General features: G+C 50.6%; 12 protein-coding genes. 3 read left to right on the forward strand and 9 right to left on the reverse strand.

Annotated elements, in window-relative coordinates:
* Positions 1-88: 88 nt before the first annotated feature.
* On the forward strand, positions 89-301 hold the full coding sequence (locus J3L11_RS04975) for a DUF1107 domain-containing protein (protein WP_133040085.1): 213 nt from the start codon (positions 89-91) through the stop codon (positions 299-301).
* Here J3L11_RS04975 and zapB read toward each other — a convergent pair whose 3' ends face one another.
* Positions 302-505, reverse strand: a complete 204-nt coding sequence (gene zapB / locus J3L11_RS04980) for a cell division protein ZapB (protein ID WP_207570320.1) — start codon at positions 503-505, stop codon at positions 302-304.
* Between the two features lie 329 nt (positions 506-834).
* Here zapB and J3L11_RS04985 point away from each other — a divergent pair, with 329 nt between their 5' ends.
* Entirely contained in the window at positions 835-1,923 is a 1,089-nt protein-coding gene (locus J3L11_RS04985; protein WP_207570321.1) for a branched-chain amino acid aminotransferase, read from the forward strand.
* Positions 1,924-1,965: 42 nt separating this feature from the next.
* Here the strand turns inward: J3L11_RS04985 and J3L11_RS04990 are convergent, their stop codons facing one another.
* The 6 genes from J3L11_RS04990 to J3L11_RS05015 form a co-directional block, all read right to left on the reverse strand.
* Positions 1,966-6,393: an EAL domain-containing protein gene (locus tag J3L11_RS04990; RefSeq protein ID WP_207570322.1), complete on the reverse strand. Its 4,428-nt coding sequence runs from the start codon at positions 6,391-6,393 to the stop codon at positions 1,966-1,968.
* 149 nt (positions 6,394-6,542) lie between these two features.
* Positions 6,543-7,751 (reverse strand): 2-methylaconitate cis-trans isomerase PrpF, encoded by a 1,209-nt coding sequence (gene prpF, locus J3L11_RS04995; RefSeq protein WP_207570323.1) that lies wholly within the window; start codon positions 7,749-7,751, stop codon positions 6,543-6,545.
* Complete coding sequence (gene acnD / locus J3L11_RS05000) at positions 7,751-10,348, reverse strand: Fe/S-dependent 2-methylisocitrate dehydratase AcnD (protein ID WP_207570324.1); 2,598 nt, start codon at positions 10,346-10,348, stop codon at positions 7,751-7,753. Before acnD ends, prpF begins: the two co-directional genes overlap by 1 nt.
* 71 nt (positions 10,349-10,419) lie before the next feature.
* Positions 10,420-11,544: a 2-methylcitrate synthase gene (prpC, locus tag J3L11_RS05005; protein WP_207570325.1), complete on the reverse strand. Its 1,125-nt coding sequence runs from the start codon at positions 11,542-11,544 to the stop codon at positions 10,420-10,422.
* A gap of 114 nt (positions 11,545-11,658) precedes the next feature.
* Positions 11,659-12,531, reverse strand: coding sequence for a methylisocitrate lyase (gene prpB, locus J3L11_RS05010; protein WP_207570326.1), 873 nt, complete (start codon positions 12,529-12,531; stop codon positions 11,659-11,661).
* 18 nt (positions 12,532-12,549) lie between these two features.
* On the reverse strand, positions 12,550-13,284 hold the full coding sequence (locus J3L11_RS05015) for a GntR family transcriptional regulator (protein ID WP_207570327.1): 735 nt from the start codon (positions 13,282-13,284) through the stop codon (positions 12,550-12,552).
* Between the two features lie 274 nt (positions 13,285-13,558).
* Between J3L11_RS05015 and J3L11_RS05020 the strand changes: the two genes are divergently transcribed.
* Positions 13,559-14,035: a DUF523 domain-containing protein gene (locus J3L11_RS05020; protein WP_207570328.1), complete on the forward strand. Its 477-nt coding sequence runs from the start codon at positions 13,559-13,561 to the stop codon at positions 14,033-14,035.
* Here the strand turns inward: J3L11_RS05020 and J3L11_RS05025 are convergent, their stop codons facing one another.
* Entirely contained in the window at positions 14,036-14,971 is a 936-nt protein-coding gene (locus J3L11_RS05025; protein WP_207570329.1) for an acyltransferase, read from the reverse strand.
* The gene (locus J3L11_RS05030; protein ID WP_347566498.1) at positions 14,971-15,897 is read right to left on the reverse strand and encodes an acyltransferase; all 927 of its coding nucleotides are present in this window, start codon (positions 15,895-15,897) and stop codon (positions 14,971-14,973) included. Before J3L11_RS05030 ends, J3L11_RS05025 begins: the two co-directional genes overlap by 1 nt.
* Positions 15,898-15,911 lie beyond the last annotated feature (14 nt).

Raw genomic sequence — 15,911 nt, forward strand, 5'->3', positions numbered from 1 at the left:
ACTAAAAAAACGCTGGGCAGATGAAACTCCGCAGGGCGGCTGCTTGTCCAAGCATAGGGTCAGATAACAAAATGAAGAAGGAGGTCCCGTGCGCGTATTTCCCGTTTATGCTCCTAAACTCATCGCTAAACATGCGCGGATTTTTCTAAAAGGTGCGGTCTGGGTGAAAGATCTTGGACGGCTTGAATTTGAAAGAGGACGTTTTCTGCTACCGGGAAAAGGCCTGCCCAAAGTGAAGCAGGCGGTCATTGAACTCAACCAGCTATTGGATCAACAGACGCATGAGGCGTCATCGGTATAATCACTCTACTTTATCAGTGAGCAGTCCTACCAAGCCAGAGACTTTGTCGTTCCAAGTATTGAGTTCCTGCTGCAGCCCTTGGTTCTGCTCGCTGAGTGACAGGTTCTTCTGTTTTTCTTCATCCAATTCTAGTTTTAACAATTCGATCTGTTCCAGTGCATTCTGGATACTGGCTTCCAGTTTGGACAACAATTCAAGGCTCATGGGGAAAGTCCTTCCGGTCTGTAGTAAATGTCAGTTGATTCTACAGTGCAGGCCGACTGACGAATAGTAACCTCTGGGTAATTGCCGAAAAACCGTACGGAATTGCCAATAATTGGCAACATATCGATAAGTGAGCCGAGAAATCGTTAACATTCAGCGGCATCAAACGGCACTCGTAGCAAGTGTGGCGTGGCAAATGGCTCATTGCTGCATGGTGTTAATGCCGATGATAAAAAAATCTATTTGTTATCGCTTGCAATCCCCGATGCCTATTGACTTTCGCGGTCGCGCTTCCTAGTCTGCTTGAACAATAGTCAAGGTAGTGCAAAATGGAAATCAAGTATCAGTTAAAACCTGCCGCAGAACGCCGCCAGGAGCAGTTCCGTCCGGAGGGAAATGTCGGGTTTGGCCGGTTGCGTACCGACCATATGTTTTTGATGGATTATTACGACGGTGAATGGCGGGATCCGCGTATAGTGCCATATGGTCCTTTCTCAGTCGCACCAGGTGCTGTAGCGCTCCATTATGGGCAGTCAATTTTTGAAGGTGCTAAGGCCTTCATGCATCAGGACGGTGAGATTTACACGTTCCGTATCAACAAGAACGCAGAACGGATGAATCGTTCCGCCGATATCCTGTGCATTCCCTATCTGCCAGAAGAGATGCAACTACAGGCAATCAACGCGCTGATCGATGCCGATCGCCTGTGGTTTCCTATGCAGGACGGTGCTTGCTTGTATATCCGGCCGTTTATTTTTGCAACAGAAGATCGCCTGTCCGTCAGCCCGTCAACCTCATACACTTTCTGTGTCGTATTGAGTCCTAGCGGTGCTTACTATGGTGCCAGTCTGAGCCCAATCAGCCTGCTGATCAGCACTCATTATCACCGTGCGGCTCCTGGTGGTACCGGCGCTAGTAAGGCTTCTGGTAATTATGCTGCGTCACTGCGCGCTGGTCGTGCCGCGAAAGAAGTTGGGGCATCACAGGTGTTGTATCTGGATAACAACAATGTGTACATCGAGGAAGCTGGGGCAATGAATCACTTCCATATTCTGAAAGATGGCACTGTGGTTATTCCAGCGTTTACAGACACCATTTTGCGTTCAATCACGTCGCAGTCCATCATTGAGCTAGCTGCTGAATTGGGCTATCCGGTGCGTCAGGAAATGGTGCGACTGGACGACTTCATTAAAGGCATTGAAACCGGTGACATTATTGAAGCGGGTGGCTTTGGTACTGCAGCGGTAGTATCACCGGTCGGTTCCTATATTTTCGAAGATGGTCGGCGTCTTAACGTTGGCGATGGTAAGGTGGGTGAGCATGTTAAGCACATCTACGAGGTATACACTGCCATACAGCGTGGTGAGCGCAAGGCTCCAGCTGGCTGGTTGCAACCGGTGCCGCATTTAGGCCATTAAGCGTCTGCCCTGTTGTAAAAAACGCGGTAATTACCGCGTTTTTTATGGTTGCACGGCGGGTTGAAGCAGCTTGCTGCACTCTGACACCAGCATAGGTTTGCCCAGCAGATATCCCTGTACTTGGTCACAATCATGATCGGCGAGGAAATTTAACTGCTCTTGTGTTTCCACCCCTTCTGCGACAACCTGCAAGTCGAGACTGTGGGCCAAGGCGATAATAGCACTGGTGATTGCCGCATCTTCCGGATCATCTGAAATATCACGCACGAACTCTTTATCAATCTTGAGGGTGTGGATGGGGAAGCGCTTGAGGTATGCAAGGCTGGAGTAACCGGTACCAAAGTCGTCAACCGCTAGCGTCAAACCTAATGCTTCCAGGCGTGCCAGAATGGCGATAGATTCCGCTGGATGCTGCATCACGGCGGATTCTGTTAGCTCCAGTTCCAGCAATTCGGCAGGTAACTCACAGGCCGTCAACGCCCGTGTTACTTCATCTACAATATAATTATTCAGTTGCTTGGCCGAAAGGTTAATGGCAACCGGTATTAGTTGTAATCCTTGTTGGCGCCATAAGGCCAGTTGCTGACACACCTGTTGCAGCACCCAAACACCTATGGTGTTGATCATGCCTGTTTCTTCTGCCAACGGAATAAATTCTGCTGGCGACACCTGCCCAATTTTTTCGCTGTGCCAGCGCAACAGTGCTTCCATCCCGGTAAGCTTGCCGCTTTTTACTTCATATTTTGGCTGATATACCAAGTGCAGTTCATTGTTTGTCAGGGCCTGTTTCAGGCCACTTTCCAGCTGCATATGTCTGACAGCGGCTTGATTCATCGAGGCTGTGTAGAACTGGAAGTTGTTCCGCCCCATCGCTTTAGCGTGGTACATGGCGGTATCGGCAAACTTTAACAACTCTTCAGTATTGTCGGCATCGTCAGGGAACATGCTGATACCGATGGAGGTGGTAATATCCAGCACCGTTTGACCTACCGCGAACGGTTGTTTCAACGTTTCAGTAATTTTTTCGGCGATAACCGTGGCAGCTTTGGTTTTGTGCACACCTTCGAGAATAATCGTGAACTCGTCACCGCCGATACGCGCGACGGTATCGCCTTCGCGGATCACGCGCCGTAAACGCTCGGCCACCGCAGCAAGCAACTGATCTCCCACCTGATGACCACGGGTGTCATTGATATTTTTGAAACGATCGAGATCGAGGAACAGCAGTGCTACTTTGGTATTGCTGCGAGTGGCTTGCGCCAATGCGTGTTGCAGCCGATCCTGAAATAAAGTGCGATTGGGCAGATCGGTCAGTTGGTCATAGTTAGCCATCAGTCGCAGGTCTTCTTCCGCTTTTTTACGCTCGGTGATGTCGTTGAACACCATCACCAGATGGCTGGTGTGACCAGAAGCGTCCAGCACTTGGTTAGCTTCCATCCATACGGGCAGGAGTTTGCCGCGGTGGGTATGGATTTGCATCTCTCTTGCCCAACTACGGTGATGTAACATTGCAGATTCTGCTTGTTGATAAAAGCTGCGTGGATAAAGACCGCGCGTCAGAAACAATACTGGACGCCCCTTGATGTCTTTTTCGGTAAAACCGGTGATGTGGGTAAAGGCGGGGTTAACATCAATCACCCGATAGTCCAGATCGGTCGTCACCACCGCTTCATTCATGCTTTCCAGCACTTGGTATGACAAACGCAGTTGATCTTCTTGGCGTTTTCGCAACGAAATGTCGGTGAGTGTTCCTGCCATTCGGACGGGATTACCCTGTTTATCCCATTCCACCGCCTTACCGCGATCAAGCCCCCAACTCCAGTTACCATCACTATTTTTCAGGCGGTATTCGGCTTCATAAAAAGGGGTTTCACCGATGATATAGCGCTGTAGGGCATCAGTGATTCTGGGTAAATCATCGGGATGTACCTGCTTATAGAACTGCTGACGGTCAATCTCTTCACTGTATTCATCACCATCTTGTTGGCTGGTGATATACAGGCGGTTTTGTTTGAGTTGCCAATCCCACATGCGGCCACCTGAACCCAGCAGGGCTAATCGCAATCGTTTCTCCGAAGCGTTTATCTCTTGTTGAATGCGTTGATCGTGGTAACGTTGCTGGAAGTAATGGCGGGTCATCAATCCCAGTAATGATGCTGCGAGTACTACATAGGTAAAGTAAGCCCATATAGTGCGATAATATGGGGGCTGGATAAGAATATCTGCCAGCAATTGTGGTTCTTCAAGGCGATTGCCATCCAGTTGATAACGGCCCCATAAACGGTAATGACCAGGTGCCAGGTTGGTGTAGCTGACAACATGCTGGTTGCGCAGTGGTGTCCAACTGCTGTCTTGTCCTTCCAGAAAAAAGCTGAAATTGTCATGACCAGGGTAACTGAAATCGTTGGAGGTAACCTCAAAGGTCAGCACCTTATCGCTGTAAGGTAGGGTGATCTGATGGCTCTTATCGAGGCGATAATAAGGCGAATGTATGGCACCGAGTTGCCAGGCTGCCAACGAAATCTGAATGTTGTCACGCCGAGGCGGAATGTCAGCTGGATAAAAGTGATTCAAACCATTAATGCCACCAAACCAGATGCTACCGTCTTTATCCTGCCAGCGCACACCACCGTTAAACTCTAGGGCCTGTAGTCCTTCGTTTTCATTAAAACTTTCAATGTCATAACTATTTGGGTCTAGACGGCTGATACCTGAGTTGCTGCTAAACCAGAGATAGCCACGATGATCCTCAGCAAGTGCATAGATGGTGTTGTTAGGCAACCCGTGCTGCTGGCTAATATGAGTGAGTTTGCCATGATAATAGCGACTTAACCCGCCATGGGTCGCCAACCAGATACTACCGTCCTGCGTCCGCAGTACATCACGCACAAATGGATGAGGCAGGTCTTTACCGGGAATGACCAGCTTTTCGCCGTTGTCAGGGTTAAAATGATAAGCCCCCATCATGGTACTGACCCACAAGCCATCCGGGTCAGCTTTGACATTGAGAATAACCTGTTGCGGTTCGTCATTAGCGGGAAGGATGTTATTGGCCGCTGTAAGCGCTGTGGCTTTGGCAGTTTGCCGATCAAACTGATATAACTGCCGACCGGCACCAAACCACAGACGTTGTTGCGCATCTATGGTCAATGTCCGGATAAATCCCAATTGGGTAGTTTCAGCATATACCGTTAGCTGTCCATCCAGAGTCAGCTTCGCTAGGCCGCTGCTGGTGGCCAGCCAAAGTTGATGTTCGTTATCTTCAGCGATGTCCATGATGCGCAGATGCAGCATCTGTGGAGCAATATTCAACGCCTTGGCAAACTGGGCGTTATAGGAATGAAAATGTCCAGCATTATCAAGTCTAAACAGCCCTGCATTGTTGGTCCCCAAATACAGATTGCCGTCGCTGCCGCGAAAAATAGCGCGGAAATTATTAAAATGCTGTTGATTGAAAGGGTCTTGCTGGTTGTAGATATGCGCAAAATACTGCCGGGTAATGTTGATGCGGTTGAGCCCTGAATAGCGGGTTCCGACCCAGAGGTTGCCGTGCTTATCCAGCAGTAGATTGAATATGTCGTTATCGCTCAGCCCGCTGGCATCGAATGGACTATAGCGGTAAATACTGTCGTGCCATTTCCCTTCTTTACGCTGCAGATTAATCAGCCCACTACCGTCACCGCCTAACCAGATATTATCGGCAGACACAAAGGCGATATCGTGAATAATCTGATTGCTATGTGGTAGCTGATATATCAGCTCTGGTGCAGCCGTTAAACTGGGGTAGTGCCACAGACTATCCCCTTTGGTTAGCCAGATGCTGTGATCTGGGGCGCTGCTTACTTGACGCACCTGCTGTTTACCGGGCGGTAGCATGACGGGCAACCACTGCCCAGCGCGGAAAATATACGCTCCTGAATCTGCCGTGGATATAAACAGACTATTGGCATCCAGTGTATGCAGACTGGTGACCACTGGAAATGCGCTTTGACCGACGGCTACTGGCAACAACCGACTTTTATCATTACTCAGACGATACAGCCCCTGTGTGGTGCCCACCCATAGCTGCTCTCCTACGGTGGCCATTTCGACCACCTGGAGACTTTTCAACCCTTGCTCGGCACCGTAACGGCGGAAATTGCCGGTTCCTGGTTGGAAGAGATTTATTCCGCCGCTATAAGTACCGACCCAGATGGTGCCATCGCTGCTTTGAACGATATCGGTAATAAAGCTGTCGCTGAGGCTGTCATTACGAAACGGATCATGCAGGAATAGGTTGAAATCGGTACCATTGTAGCTCTGTAGACCGTCCTGAGTGCCGATCCACAACATACCGCCCTTATCTTCAAATAAAGAATAGATACTGTTTTGGTGCAGGCCATTGAGGCTGTTGATGTGCTCAAACCTGAGCTGTGACAAAGTCACCGCTGGCAACGGAGTGGATAACCCTCCGAGGCTAAACAGCAGCATGAGTAAGCTCAGGAGTTTACGCAAGAGTAGCCTGTAACATTGTTATAGATTATGAGTTACATATCCTATAACAAACCATAGGAAACTGCCTACTTTTGCAGGGGATAAAAAAGGCCTTGCCGGAAGGGGAGGAAGCAAGGCCTTTTGCTTTAGAACTCGGTTAAGGATTGATAGTATTCAGGCACTCGCACCGTACCTTCCATCAGTACCCGGGCACTGCGACTCATAATCACTTTACTGACTTGCCAATGGCCGTTATTGCATTGGGCCTCAGCGCCCACTCTTAGCGTGCCGGAGGGATGGCCAAAACGTACTTGTCCACGTTCACCACCACCAGCTGCAAGATTGACTAGCGTGCCTGGAATACAGGCGGCGGTAGCAATAGCAACGGCGGCCGTGCCCATCATGGCGTGGTGCAATTTGCCCATGGATAAGGCGCGAACTAGCAGGTCGATTTCGCTAGCATTGACTGCTTTGCCACTGGAGGCGGTGTAATTGGCGGGTGGCGCAACAAAGGCAATCTTCGGCGTATGTTGACGGGCCTGGGCCTGTTCGATTGTCTCAATCAGCCCCATTCTAATAGCGCCATAGGCCCGCAGTAACTCAAAACGTGCCAGCGCGTTAGCATCGCCGTTGATGGCGTCTTGTAATTCTGTACCGCTATAACCTAGATCCGCGGCGTTGACAAAAATGGTCGGGATCCCCGCATTGATCAGGGTGGCTTTTAGTTTGCCGCCAGCAACCAAATCATCTGGTAACTCCAACTCATCAACAAGATTGCCGGTGGGGAACATTGCGCCACCATCGCTATCGTCGGCGGGGTCAAGAAATTCGATCTGCACTTCTGCCGCAGGAAAAGTCACACCATCGAGTTCAAAATCGCCGCACTCGACCACTTGGCCGTTGGCAATGGGGATATGGGCAATAATGGTTTTGCTGATATTGGCCTGCCAGATGCGCACGCTACAGATGCCGTTATCGGGGATGCGTTCTGGGGCAACTAGGCCGTTACTGATGGCGAAGGCACCAACCGCTGCGGTGAGATTGCCGCAGTTGCCGCTCCAATCGATAAAGGGTTTGTCGATAGCCACCTGACCAAACAGATAGTCCACATCATGTTCAGCTTTGTGGCTGCGACTGAGGATGACGGTTTTACTGGTACTGGACGTTGCGCCACCCATGCCATCGGTGTGTTTGCCATATGGGTCGGGGCTGCCAATTACCCGCAATAGCAGCGCATCACGAGCAGTGCCCGGTTGCTGTGCTGCTGGCGGTAAGTCTTGCAACCGGAAGAACACCCCTTTGCTGGTGCCGCCACGCATGTAAGTGGCCGGAATTTTAATCTGTACTTTAGCCATTACGCTTGCCCCTGCTCCTGTAAAAAGTCTTGAGCAAAACGCTGCAATACGCCACCAGCTTCATAGATTGCCACTTCTTCTGCGGTATCCAGCCGACATTGCACTGGTACTTCCAAGGTGCTGCCGTCTTGTTTGTGTAGCCTCAATGTCAGTTGGGTACCGGGTGTGCGCTCGCCAAGAACATCAAAGGTCTCGCTGCCATCAATACCTAAGGTGTCGCGGTTTATGCCAGGCAGGAACTGCAATGGCAAAACCCCCATACCCACCAGATTGGTGCGATGGATGCGTTCAAAGCCTTCTGCCACAATGGCTTCGACGCCTGCAAGCCGCACGCCTTTGGCGGCCCAGTCACGACTAGACCCCTGACCGTAGTCTTTACCAGCAATGATGCACAGAGGTTGCTGGCGCTGCATGTAGGTCTCAATTGCCTCCCACATCCGTACCTGCTTGCCATCCGGTTCAATGCGTGCCAAGGAGCCTTGAATCACTTTGCCGTTGCTGTCCTTGACCATTTCATTGAACAGTTTCGGGTTGGCAAATGTCGCCCGTTGTGCGGTCAGGTGATCACCGCGATGAGTGGCATAAGAGTTAAAATCTTCTTCTGGTAAGCCCATTTTTAATAGGTATTCACCGGCGGCACTGCTAGGTAAAATCGCGTTGGAAGGTGACAAATGATCGGTGGTGATATTGTCACCTAATACCGCCAGTGGTCGCATCCCTTTCAAGGTGCGCTCACCAGCAAGCGCGCCTTCCCAGTAAGGCGGACGGCGGATATAGGTACTCATTGGCCGCCAGTCGTACAGCGGATTGATATGTTCGCCATATTCGACTTTCAGGTCGAACATCGGCTCATACACTTTGCGGAACTGCTCGGGTTTTACCGATTGACGGATAATGGCATCAATCTCGGCATCGTCTGGCCAAATATCTTTGAGTGTTACGGGCTGCCCCTCTGCATCGGTGCCGAGTACATCCTTTTCAATGTCAAAACGGATAGTACCGGCGATGGCATAAGCTACTACCAGTGGTGGCGAGGCCAGAAATGCCTGTTTGGCATAGGGATGAATACGGCCATCAAAGTTACGGTTGCCAGAAAGCACGGCCGTAGCATACAAGTCGCGATCGATGATCTCCTGTTGAATCTTCGGATCCAGCGCGCCACTCATGCCATTGCAAGTGGTGCAGGCAAAGGCGACGATACCAAAACCTAGTTGTTCTAGGTAAGGCAATAACCCCGATTCTTCCAGATACAGTGCTACCGTTTTGGAGCCCGGAGCCAGCGAGGTTTTTACCCAAGGTTGGCGCACCAGCCCTTTATTCACAGCATTTCTGGCCAGCAAGCCGGCGGCAATAACGTTACGCGGATTGCTGGTATTGGTGCAACTGGTAATGGCAGCGATGATCACCGCACCATCTGGCATTAAATTGTCCAGATGCTCCACTTTGCCACTGATGCCTTTAGCGGCCAGATCAGCCGTGGCGACACGTTTATGCGGGTTGGATGGTCCGGCAATATTACGACCGACACTGGTGAGGTCAAACTTGAGCACCCGTTCATACTGGGCATCTTGCAGGGTATTGGCCCACAGACCCGCCTGTTTGGCATAAGTTTCGACCAACTGTACTTGCTGCTCGTCGCGGCCTGTCAGGCGTAGATAATCCAGTGTCTGCTGATCAATGGCGAATAGCGCGGCGGTTGCGCCGTATTCTGGTGTCATATTGGCAATAGTGGCGCGATCGCCTAGGGTCAGATGGGCAGCGCCTTCACCGAAGAATTCCAGATACGCCGACACCACTTTTTCATTGCGCAAAAATTCGGTCAGTGCCAGCACAATATCGGTGGCGGTAATGCCCGGTTGCGGTTTGCCGCTAAGTTCCACGCCAACAATATCTGGCAGCCGCATCCAGGATGCGCGCCCCAGCATAACACTCTCGGCTTCCAAACCGCCAACCCCCACGGCAATCACGCCGAGCGCATCCACATGGGGGGTATGACTGTCGGTGCCGACTAAGGTGTCAGGAAAAGCGACGCCATCTTTGGCATGGATCACTGGCGACATCCGTTCCAGATTGATCTGGTGCATGATGCCGTTGCCCGGCGGGATCACATCGACGTTACGAAACGCTGTCTTACACCAGTTGATGAAATGAAAGCGGTCTTCGTTGCGACGATCTTCAATGGCGCGATTTTTTTCAAAGGCATCGGCTTCAAATCCGGCATGTTCAACCGCCAACGAGTGATCGACAATCAGCTGGGTGGGAACGACCGGATTCACCTTGGACGGGTCACCGCCTTTGGCCGCAATGGCGTCACGCAGCCCGGCAAGGTCTACTAATGCTGTTTGACCAAGAATGTCATGGCAGACGACGCGTGCTGGAAACCAAGGGAAATCTAGTTCACGTTTACGCTCAATTAACTGTGACAGGTATTCGTTAAGTTTGGCCGGATCGGCGCGGCGCACCAAGTTTTCGGCATGTACCCGTGAAGTATATGGCAGTGTTGCCCACGCACCTGGCTTGATGGCGTCAACCGCCGCTGCTGCATCATAGTATGATAGAGAAGTGCCGTTTAGCGGCACCCGGAATGCTGTATTCATGGTGCTTCCACCCGTAAGTCAGTTAAGCTGTGCGGGCACTGGGCCCGCAATCACCCTTAAGATTGGCCGGATTAACGCTGCTCGATTGGCGGAACTTCACGGGGCGCGACGCCCACATAATCGGCACTGGGGCGGATAATGCGGTTGTTGGAACGTTGTTCCATCACGTGTGCCGCCCATCCCGTCAGGCGTGAGCAAACGAAGATGGGGGTAAACAGCTTGGTCGGTATGCCCATGTAGTGATAAGCGCTGGCATGGAAAAAGTCAGCGTTACAGAACAATTTTTTCTCTTGCCACATCAGTGCTTCACAGGCAACCGATACCTTGTAGAGCCGTTCGTCACCGACCGCTTTCGACAGCTTTTCAGACCAGCTCTTGATAATGGCGTTACGGGGATCTGACTCACGATAAATGGCGTGACCAAAACCCATGATCTTCTCTTTGCGCTCCAGTTTGCCGAGTAAGGTTGCGCGGGCATCCTCTTCATCACGCATGTTCTGGATCAGTTCCATTGCCGCTTCGTTAGCACCACCATGCAGCGGGCCACGTAATGAACCAATAGCACCGGTGATACAGGAAAACATATCCGACAAGGTTGAGGCACAAACCCGTGCGGTGAAGGTTGAGGCGTTAAATTCATGCTCGGCATAAAGGATCAGCGACACGTCCATCACTCTAGCATGCAGCGGTGCTGGTTTTTTGCCATGCAGCAGATGCAGGAAATGTGCGCCAATCTGCTCGTCGTCGGTTTCAGTCTCAATCCGCACGCCATCGTGGCTGAAGCGATACCAATAGCAGATGATGGACGGGAATGCTCCTAACAGGCGATCGGCCACATCCTGCTGTTCACTAAAATCTTTTTCCGGCTCCAGATTGCCCAGCATAGAGCAACCAGTACGCATCACATCCATGGGATGGGAACTGGCGGGAATGCGTTCCAGCACTTCTTTCAACGCTTGTGGTAAACCGCGCAAGCCCTTGAGTTTTTTGCGGTAGGCTGCCAACTGCGCCACGTTGGGGAGTTCACCATAGAGGATCAGATAAGCGACTTCTTCAAAACTGACATGTTCCGCCAGATCTTTTACATCGTAGCCGCGGTAGGTCAGGCCCGAACCGGATTTCCCTACGGTACTCAGTGCCGTTTCTCCAGCGCTTTGTCCACGCAGTCCGGCACCACTCAGTTTCTTATCAGTCATCGCTGTTTCCTCTAATCCGTTAACTACTTTTATACCTTGGCATCTGTGTCCGGCACCGCCTGCTGCCTGTTCGCCCCCGCAATTCGGCAGCAGGCGGTCGCTTTGCGCCGCCGGTTATTTGCTGAACAGTTGATCCAGCTTGTCTTCGTACTGGTGATATCCAAGATAGTGATATAACTCTTCACGAGTCTGCATGGTATCCACCACATTGCGCTGATGACCATCAGCCACCAGTGCCTGCATTACTTTTAATGCGGCTTTGTTAGCGGCGCGAAATGGGCTCAATGGATAAAGCACCATCGCCACACCGGCATCTGCCAGTTGTTCTTTGTTAAAAAGTTCGGTTTTGCCAAATTCGGTCATGTTGGCAAGAATGGGCGCCTTGATCACTTGCTTGAAACGCACATATTGTTGTAGCTCGGTCAGTGCTTCGGCGAATATCATGTCGGCACCAGCTTCGATATACGCTGCTGCACGTTCGATACCGGATTCAAGCCCTTCCACCGCCACCGCATCTGTACGCGCCATAATGACGAAATTTTCGTCCTGGCGTGCATCCACTGCAGCTTTGATACGGTCGACCATCTCTTCGGTACTTACCACCGCTTTATTGGGACGGTGACCACACCGTTTCTGCGATACCTGATCTTCCATATGCACTGCAGCCACGCCGGCTTTCTCAAACTCTTTAATGGTGCGGGCGATATTGAACGCACCACCCCAGCCGGTATCAATGTCTACCAGCAGTGGCAAATCGGTCGCTGACGTAATGCGACTGGCGTCGATCAGCACGTCATTCATTGAGGTCATTCCCAAATCTGGCAGACCATAGGAGGCGTTGGCCACCCCAGCACCAGAAAGGTACAACGCCTGAATACCGCATTGCTCTGCCATCAGAGCGAAATAGGCGTTAGTGGTACCCACTATCTGTAGTGGTTGGTTATTTGCTACCGCCTGGCGGAATCGCAATCCGGCACTTGCTTTCATCTGTTGCTCCTTGTGTCCTCAGCAAACGTTCTGTGGCTTGGCTGCCAGTGTTTGCGCCTGCAGTTGTTTCAATCTCTGTTCGGTGTTTTGTCGCCCTTGCTCGATATGCCGACGCATCAGTAAGCCTGCGAGTTCGGCATCGCGTTGGGCGATGGCCTCAACAATTCTGCGGTGTTCAGCAATGGCTCTGACCGGACGGCGACTGTTGTTGGTGCATTGGTAGCGGTACATCCGTAACAGATGGTAAAGACCGCCAATCAGCGTTTCCTGCAGATGCCGGTTACCGCTGGCACGGATGATCTGATAGTGGAAATCGACATCACCTTCTTGTTGGAAATAGCTGTCACCATCGTTTAACGCCGCTTCTTGGCTCTCTAATAACTGCCACAGGTTGTTGAGTTGCTCTTCAGTAATACGTTTGGCGGCCAGCTCACAGGCCATAACTTCCAGTGTGCTGCGCAATTCATAGAGGTCGTTAAGCTCTTCAACCGTCAGTGCCGCGACTCTGGCACCGATATGGGGAACCCGCACCACCAAGCGCTGCCGCTCCAGTAGCTGCAAGGCTTCCCGGGTTGGGCCACGGCTGATGCCATATTTTTCTGCCAGTGCTTGCTCGTTGATTTTACTGCCGGCAGGCAGTTCACCTTTGATGATGCTGGTCTGGATCTGCACCAATACCTGTTCCACCAGCGTGATGCTCTTTTCCTGCGGTGTAAATTCCGACAAATCCTGGGGTGATAGCGCCTGTCCCATGTGCAGTCCTGTTGACCAAATGTGCATTGACCTTAAAATTGTAGGTGCTAATTGTCAACAATATGCAATGTTAGACGTAGGTCTAACAAAAATATCTAATAAATATTTATTTGTTATATATCAACATATTAAATATAAATTTTGTGTAAAAAATATTCATTAAGTTAAGCTATTGCTGATATGTTTTGTAGACAATATTCCAGGATGATATAAATGCACGGACTTTTATGGCCTGTTAAAATCAACTATCTCGACACATTAAAAGTGCATGTTAATGAAAGTAGCTAGAATCCTCGTCAGTGCCTGCTTAATGGGCGAAAAGGTCCGTTATGATGGCAACGATAATCTACTGCAGCATCCGCTTATACAGCGTTGGCAGCAGGAACAACGCTTGCTGATGATCTGTCCTGAAGTTGCAGGTGGTTTGTCTGTTCCGCGAGCCCCGGCAGAGCAGATAGGCACCCGCATTATTACTTGCGATGGCGCCGATGTAACTACCGCGTTTCAGCGTGGGGCGTGGCGAGCGCAGCAACTGGCACAACAACAAGGGGTGGTGATGGCCATTTTAAAAGCCAGAAGTCCTTCGTGTGGTGTTGGGCAGATTTATGATGGCAGCTTTAGCCGGCGACTTATCGCCGATGATGGTGTGACAGCCTTGGCGTTACGGCAACTAGGCATTGCCGTGTTTAGCGAATTACAATTGGATGCTGCCGCGGCTTGGTGGCAACGGCAGTCGTTAGTTGCGCAGTGATCAGGAAAGCAGTTGGTCGTTACAGGCCGCAGTGTTTTGCTGGTGCTGGGTCAGTAAGTTGTCTATCTGCTGGTCTTTCGCTTCCCATATTTGATTAAGCCAACGTTGGAAAGCCACCCGATATTCTGGCTCACTGAAATACTGTTCGGCATCCACTTGGGGAACCGGCAATGCTTCAACCCGGATCACTATCTTATGAACCTTCCCGTGCATCACCGCGTTAAGAATGTCAGTTGGCGCATCTGGATAAACCACCGTGACGTTCAGCAATGCATCAAACTGTTCCCCCATCGCCGATAGGGTAAAGGCAATACCCCCTGCTTTTGGCTTTAGCAGGTGCCGATACGGAGAATTCTGACGTCGGCGTTTAGCTTCGGTAAACCGACTACCTTCCACATAATTGATGATGGAGGTAGGCAGATATTTAAATTTTTCGCAAGAGCGCCGGGTCGTGGCCAGATCCTTGCCCTTAAGTTTGGGGTTCTTCTTGAGTTTTTCCGGGCTGGTACGGTTCATAAAGGGCATGTCCAGCGCCCAGCATCCGAGTCCCATAAGGGGAACGTATAACAGCTCTTTTTTCAGGAAGAACTTCAGCATAGGAATGTTATTACGGAAGATATAGGTTTGTGCCGCGATATCGAATCCGCTTAGATGGTTACTGATCAACAAGTACCAACCGTCTTTTCGCAGATGTTCCAGGCCTTCTACATCCCATTCCACTTTGGCTATCAAATGCAAAATTCCACCGTTCCAGGTCGCCCAGCCCCACATAAATGTATTCATTAGACGGGTGACAGAAATCTGCCATGGTCGCCAAGGCAACAAGAGTTTAAAAAGACCGCCAAGACAGACCAATGAACTCCAGAGAATGGTATTAACAATTAATAGGAGAGTGCTTAATACAAACAACACGGAACCCGGCAAAAAACTCAGCATCAGGCCGCTCCTTTAGCCTGCGTTTGCAAGCGCTCGAGCACCTCATCTTTATGATGCCAGATTTGATTTAGCTGTTCTTGGAAGTGTTGTTTGAATTCGCGGTCATTCATGTAATCGCCACGCATGTCTTGGGTAATTTCTTGCAGCTCAATATGCACATACACTTCGGGAACGTGACCACTGATGTAATCCCAGAAGGTTGGGCTTTGCTGAGGATAATAAATGGTGACGTCCACCAACTTATGAATTTGTTCTCCCATAGCTGAAAGTGCAAATGCTAAGCCGCCGGCACGTGGGCGTAATAGGTGTCGATAGGGGGAATTCTGCCGTTGGTGTTTAGTGGCGCGGAAACGAGTGCCTTCAACAAAGTTCATAACACTTACGGGATTATGCTTAAACTTTGCGCACGCTTTGCGAGTGATCTCAATATCTTTACCCCGCAGCTTGGGGTTCTTCTTGAGCTGCGCTGTGGTGTAGCGTCGCATAAACGGAAAATCCAACGCCCACCACGCCAATCCCAGCACCGGCACATAGATCAGTTGCTGCTTCAGGAAAAATTTCAGGAACGGGATTTTGTGGTTAAGCAATCGTTGCAATACTAAGATGTCTACCCAGCTTTGGTGATTGGCAATCACCATATACCACTCGTTAACGGATAGTTCCGGCATGGCATCCACATGGATTTTCAGTGGATGGAAGAGTTTTTCAATGACGCCGTTAGTGCTGATCCAACCGGTAGCACAGCTATCCAGAAAACGACTGCTGAGCTGCTTAATTTGCGTAATTGGTAACAGCAGTTTCACCAAACTGCCCAGCATGATAGGGATACACCACAGCAGGGTATTGATGACGTAACAGCAAAAAGCGAGACAACCACGAATAAAGTACAACGTCAGGGCTCCGCTACAGGATTGAAATTTGGCCACTTATGTTACCCGTA

This window comes from Shewanella sp. 4t3-1-2LB (genome assembly GCF_017368415.1).
GTDB classification, from domain to species: domain Bacteria; phylum Pseudomonadota; class Gammaproteobacteria; order Enterobacterales; family Shewanellaceae; genus Shewanella; species Shewanella fodinae.

Excerpts from the sequence above, each read along its gene's own strand:
- zapB (WP_207570320.1), bottom strand. The coding sequence starts at position 505 with ATGAGCCTTGAATTGTTGTCCAAACTGGAAGCCAGTATCCAGAATGCA.
- J3L11_RS04985 (WP_207570321.1), top strand. The coding sequence starts at position 835 with ATGGAAATCAAGTATCAGTTAAAACCTGCCGCAGAACGCCGCCAGGAG.
- J3L11_RS04990 (WP_207570322.1), bottom strand. The coding sequence starts at position 6,393 with ATGCTGCTGTTTAGCCTCGGAGGGTTATCCACTCCGTTGCCAGCGGTG.
- prpF (WP_207570323.1), bottom strand. The coding sequence starts at position 7,751 with ATGGCTAAAGTACAGATTAAAATTCCGGCCACTTACATGCGTGGCGGC.
- acnD (WP_207570324.1), bottom strand. The coding sequence starts at position 10,348 with ATGAATACAGCATTCCGGGTGCCGCTAAACGGCACTTCTCTATCATAC.
- prpC (WP_207570325.1), bottom strand. The coding sequence starts at position 11,544 with ATGACTGATAAGAAACTGAGTGGTGCCGGACTGCGTGGACAAAGCGCT.
- prpB (WP_207570326.1), bottom strand. The coding sequence starts at position 12,531 with ATGAAAGCAAGTGCCGGATTGCGATTCCGCCAGGCGGTAGCAAATAAC.
- J3L11_RS05015 (WP_207570327.1), bottom strand. The coding sequence starts at position 13,284 with ATGGGACAGGCGCTATCACCCCAGGATTTGTCGGAATTTACACCGCAG.
- J3L11_RS05020 (WP_207570328.1), top strand. The coding sequence starts at position 13,559 with ATGAAAGTAGCTAGAATCCTCGTCAGTGCCTGCTTAATGGGCGAAAAG.
- J3L11_RS05025 (WP_207570329.1), bottom strand. The coding sequence starts at position 14,971 with ATGCTGAGTTTTTTGCCGGGTTCCGTGTTGTTTGTATTAAGCACTCTC.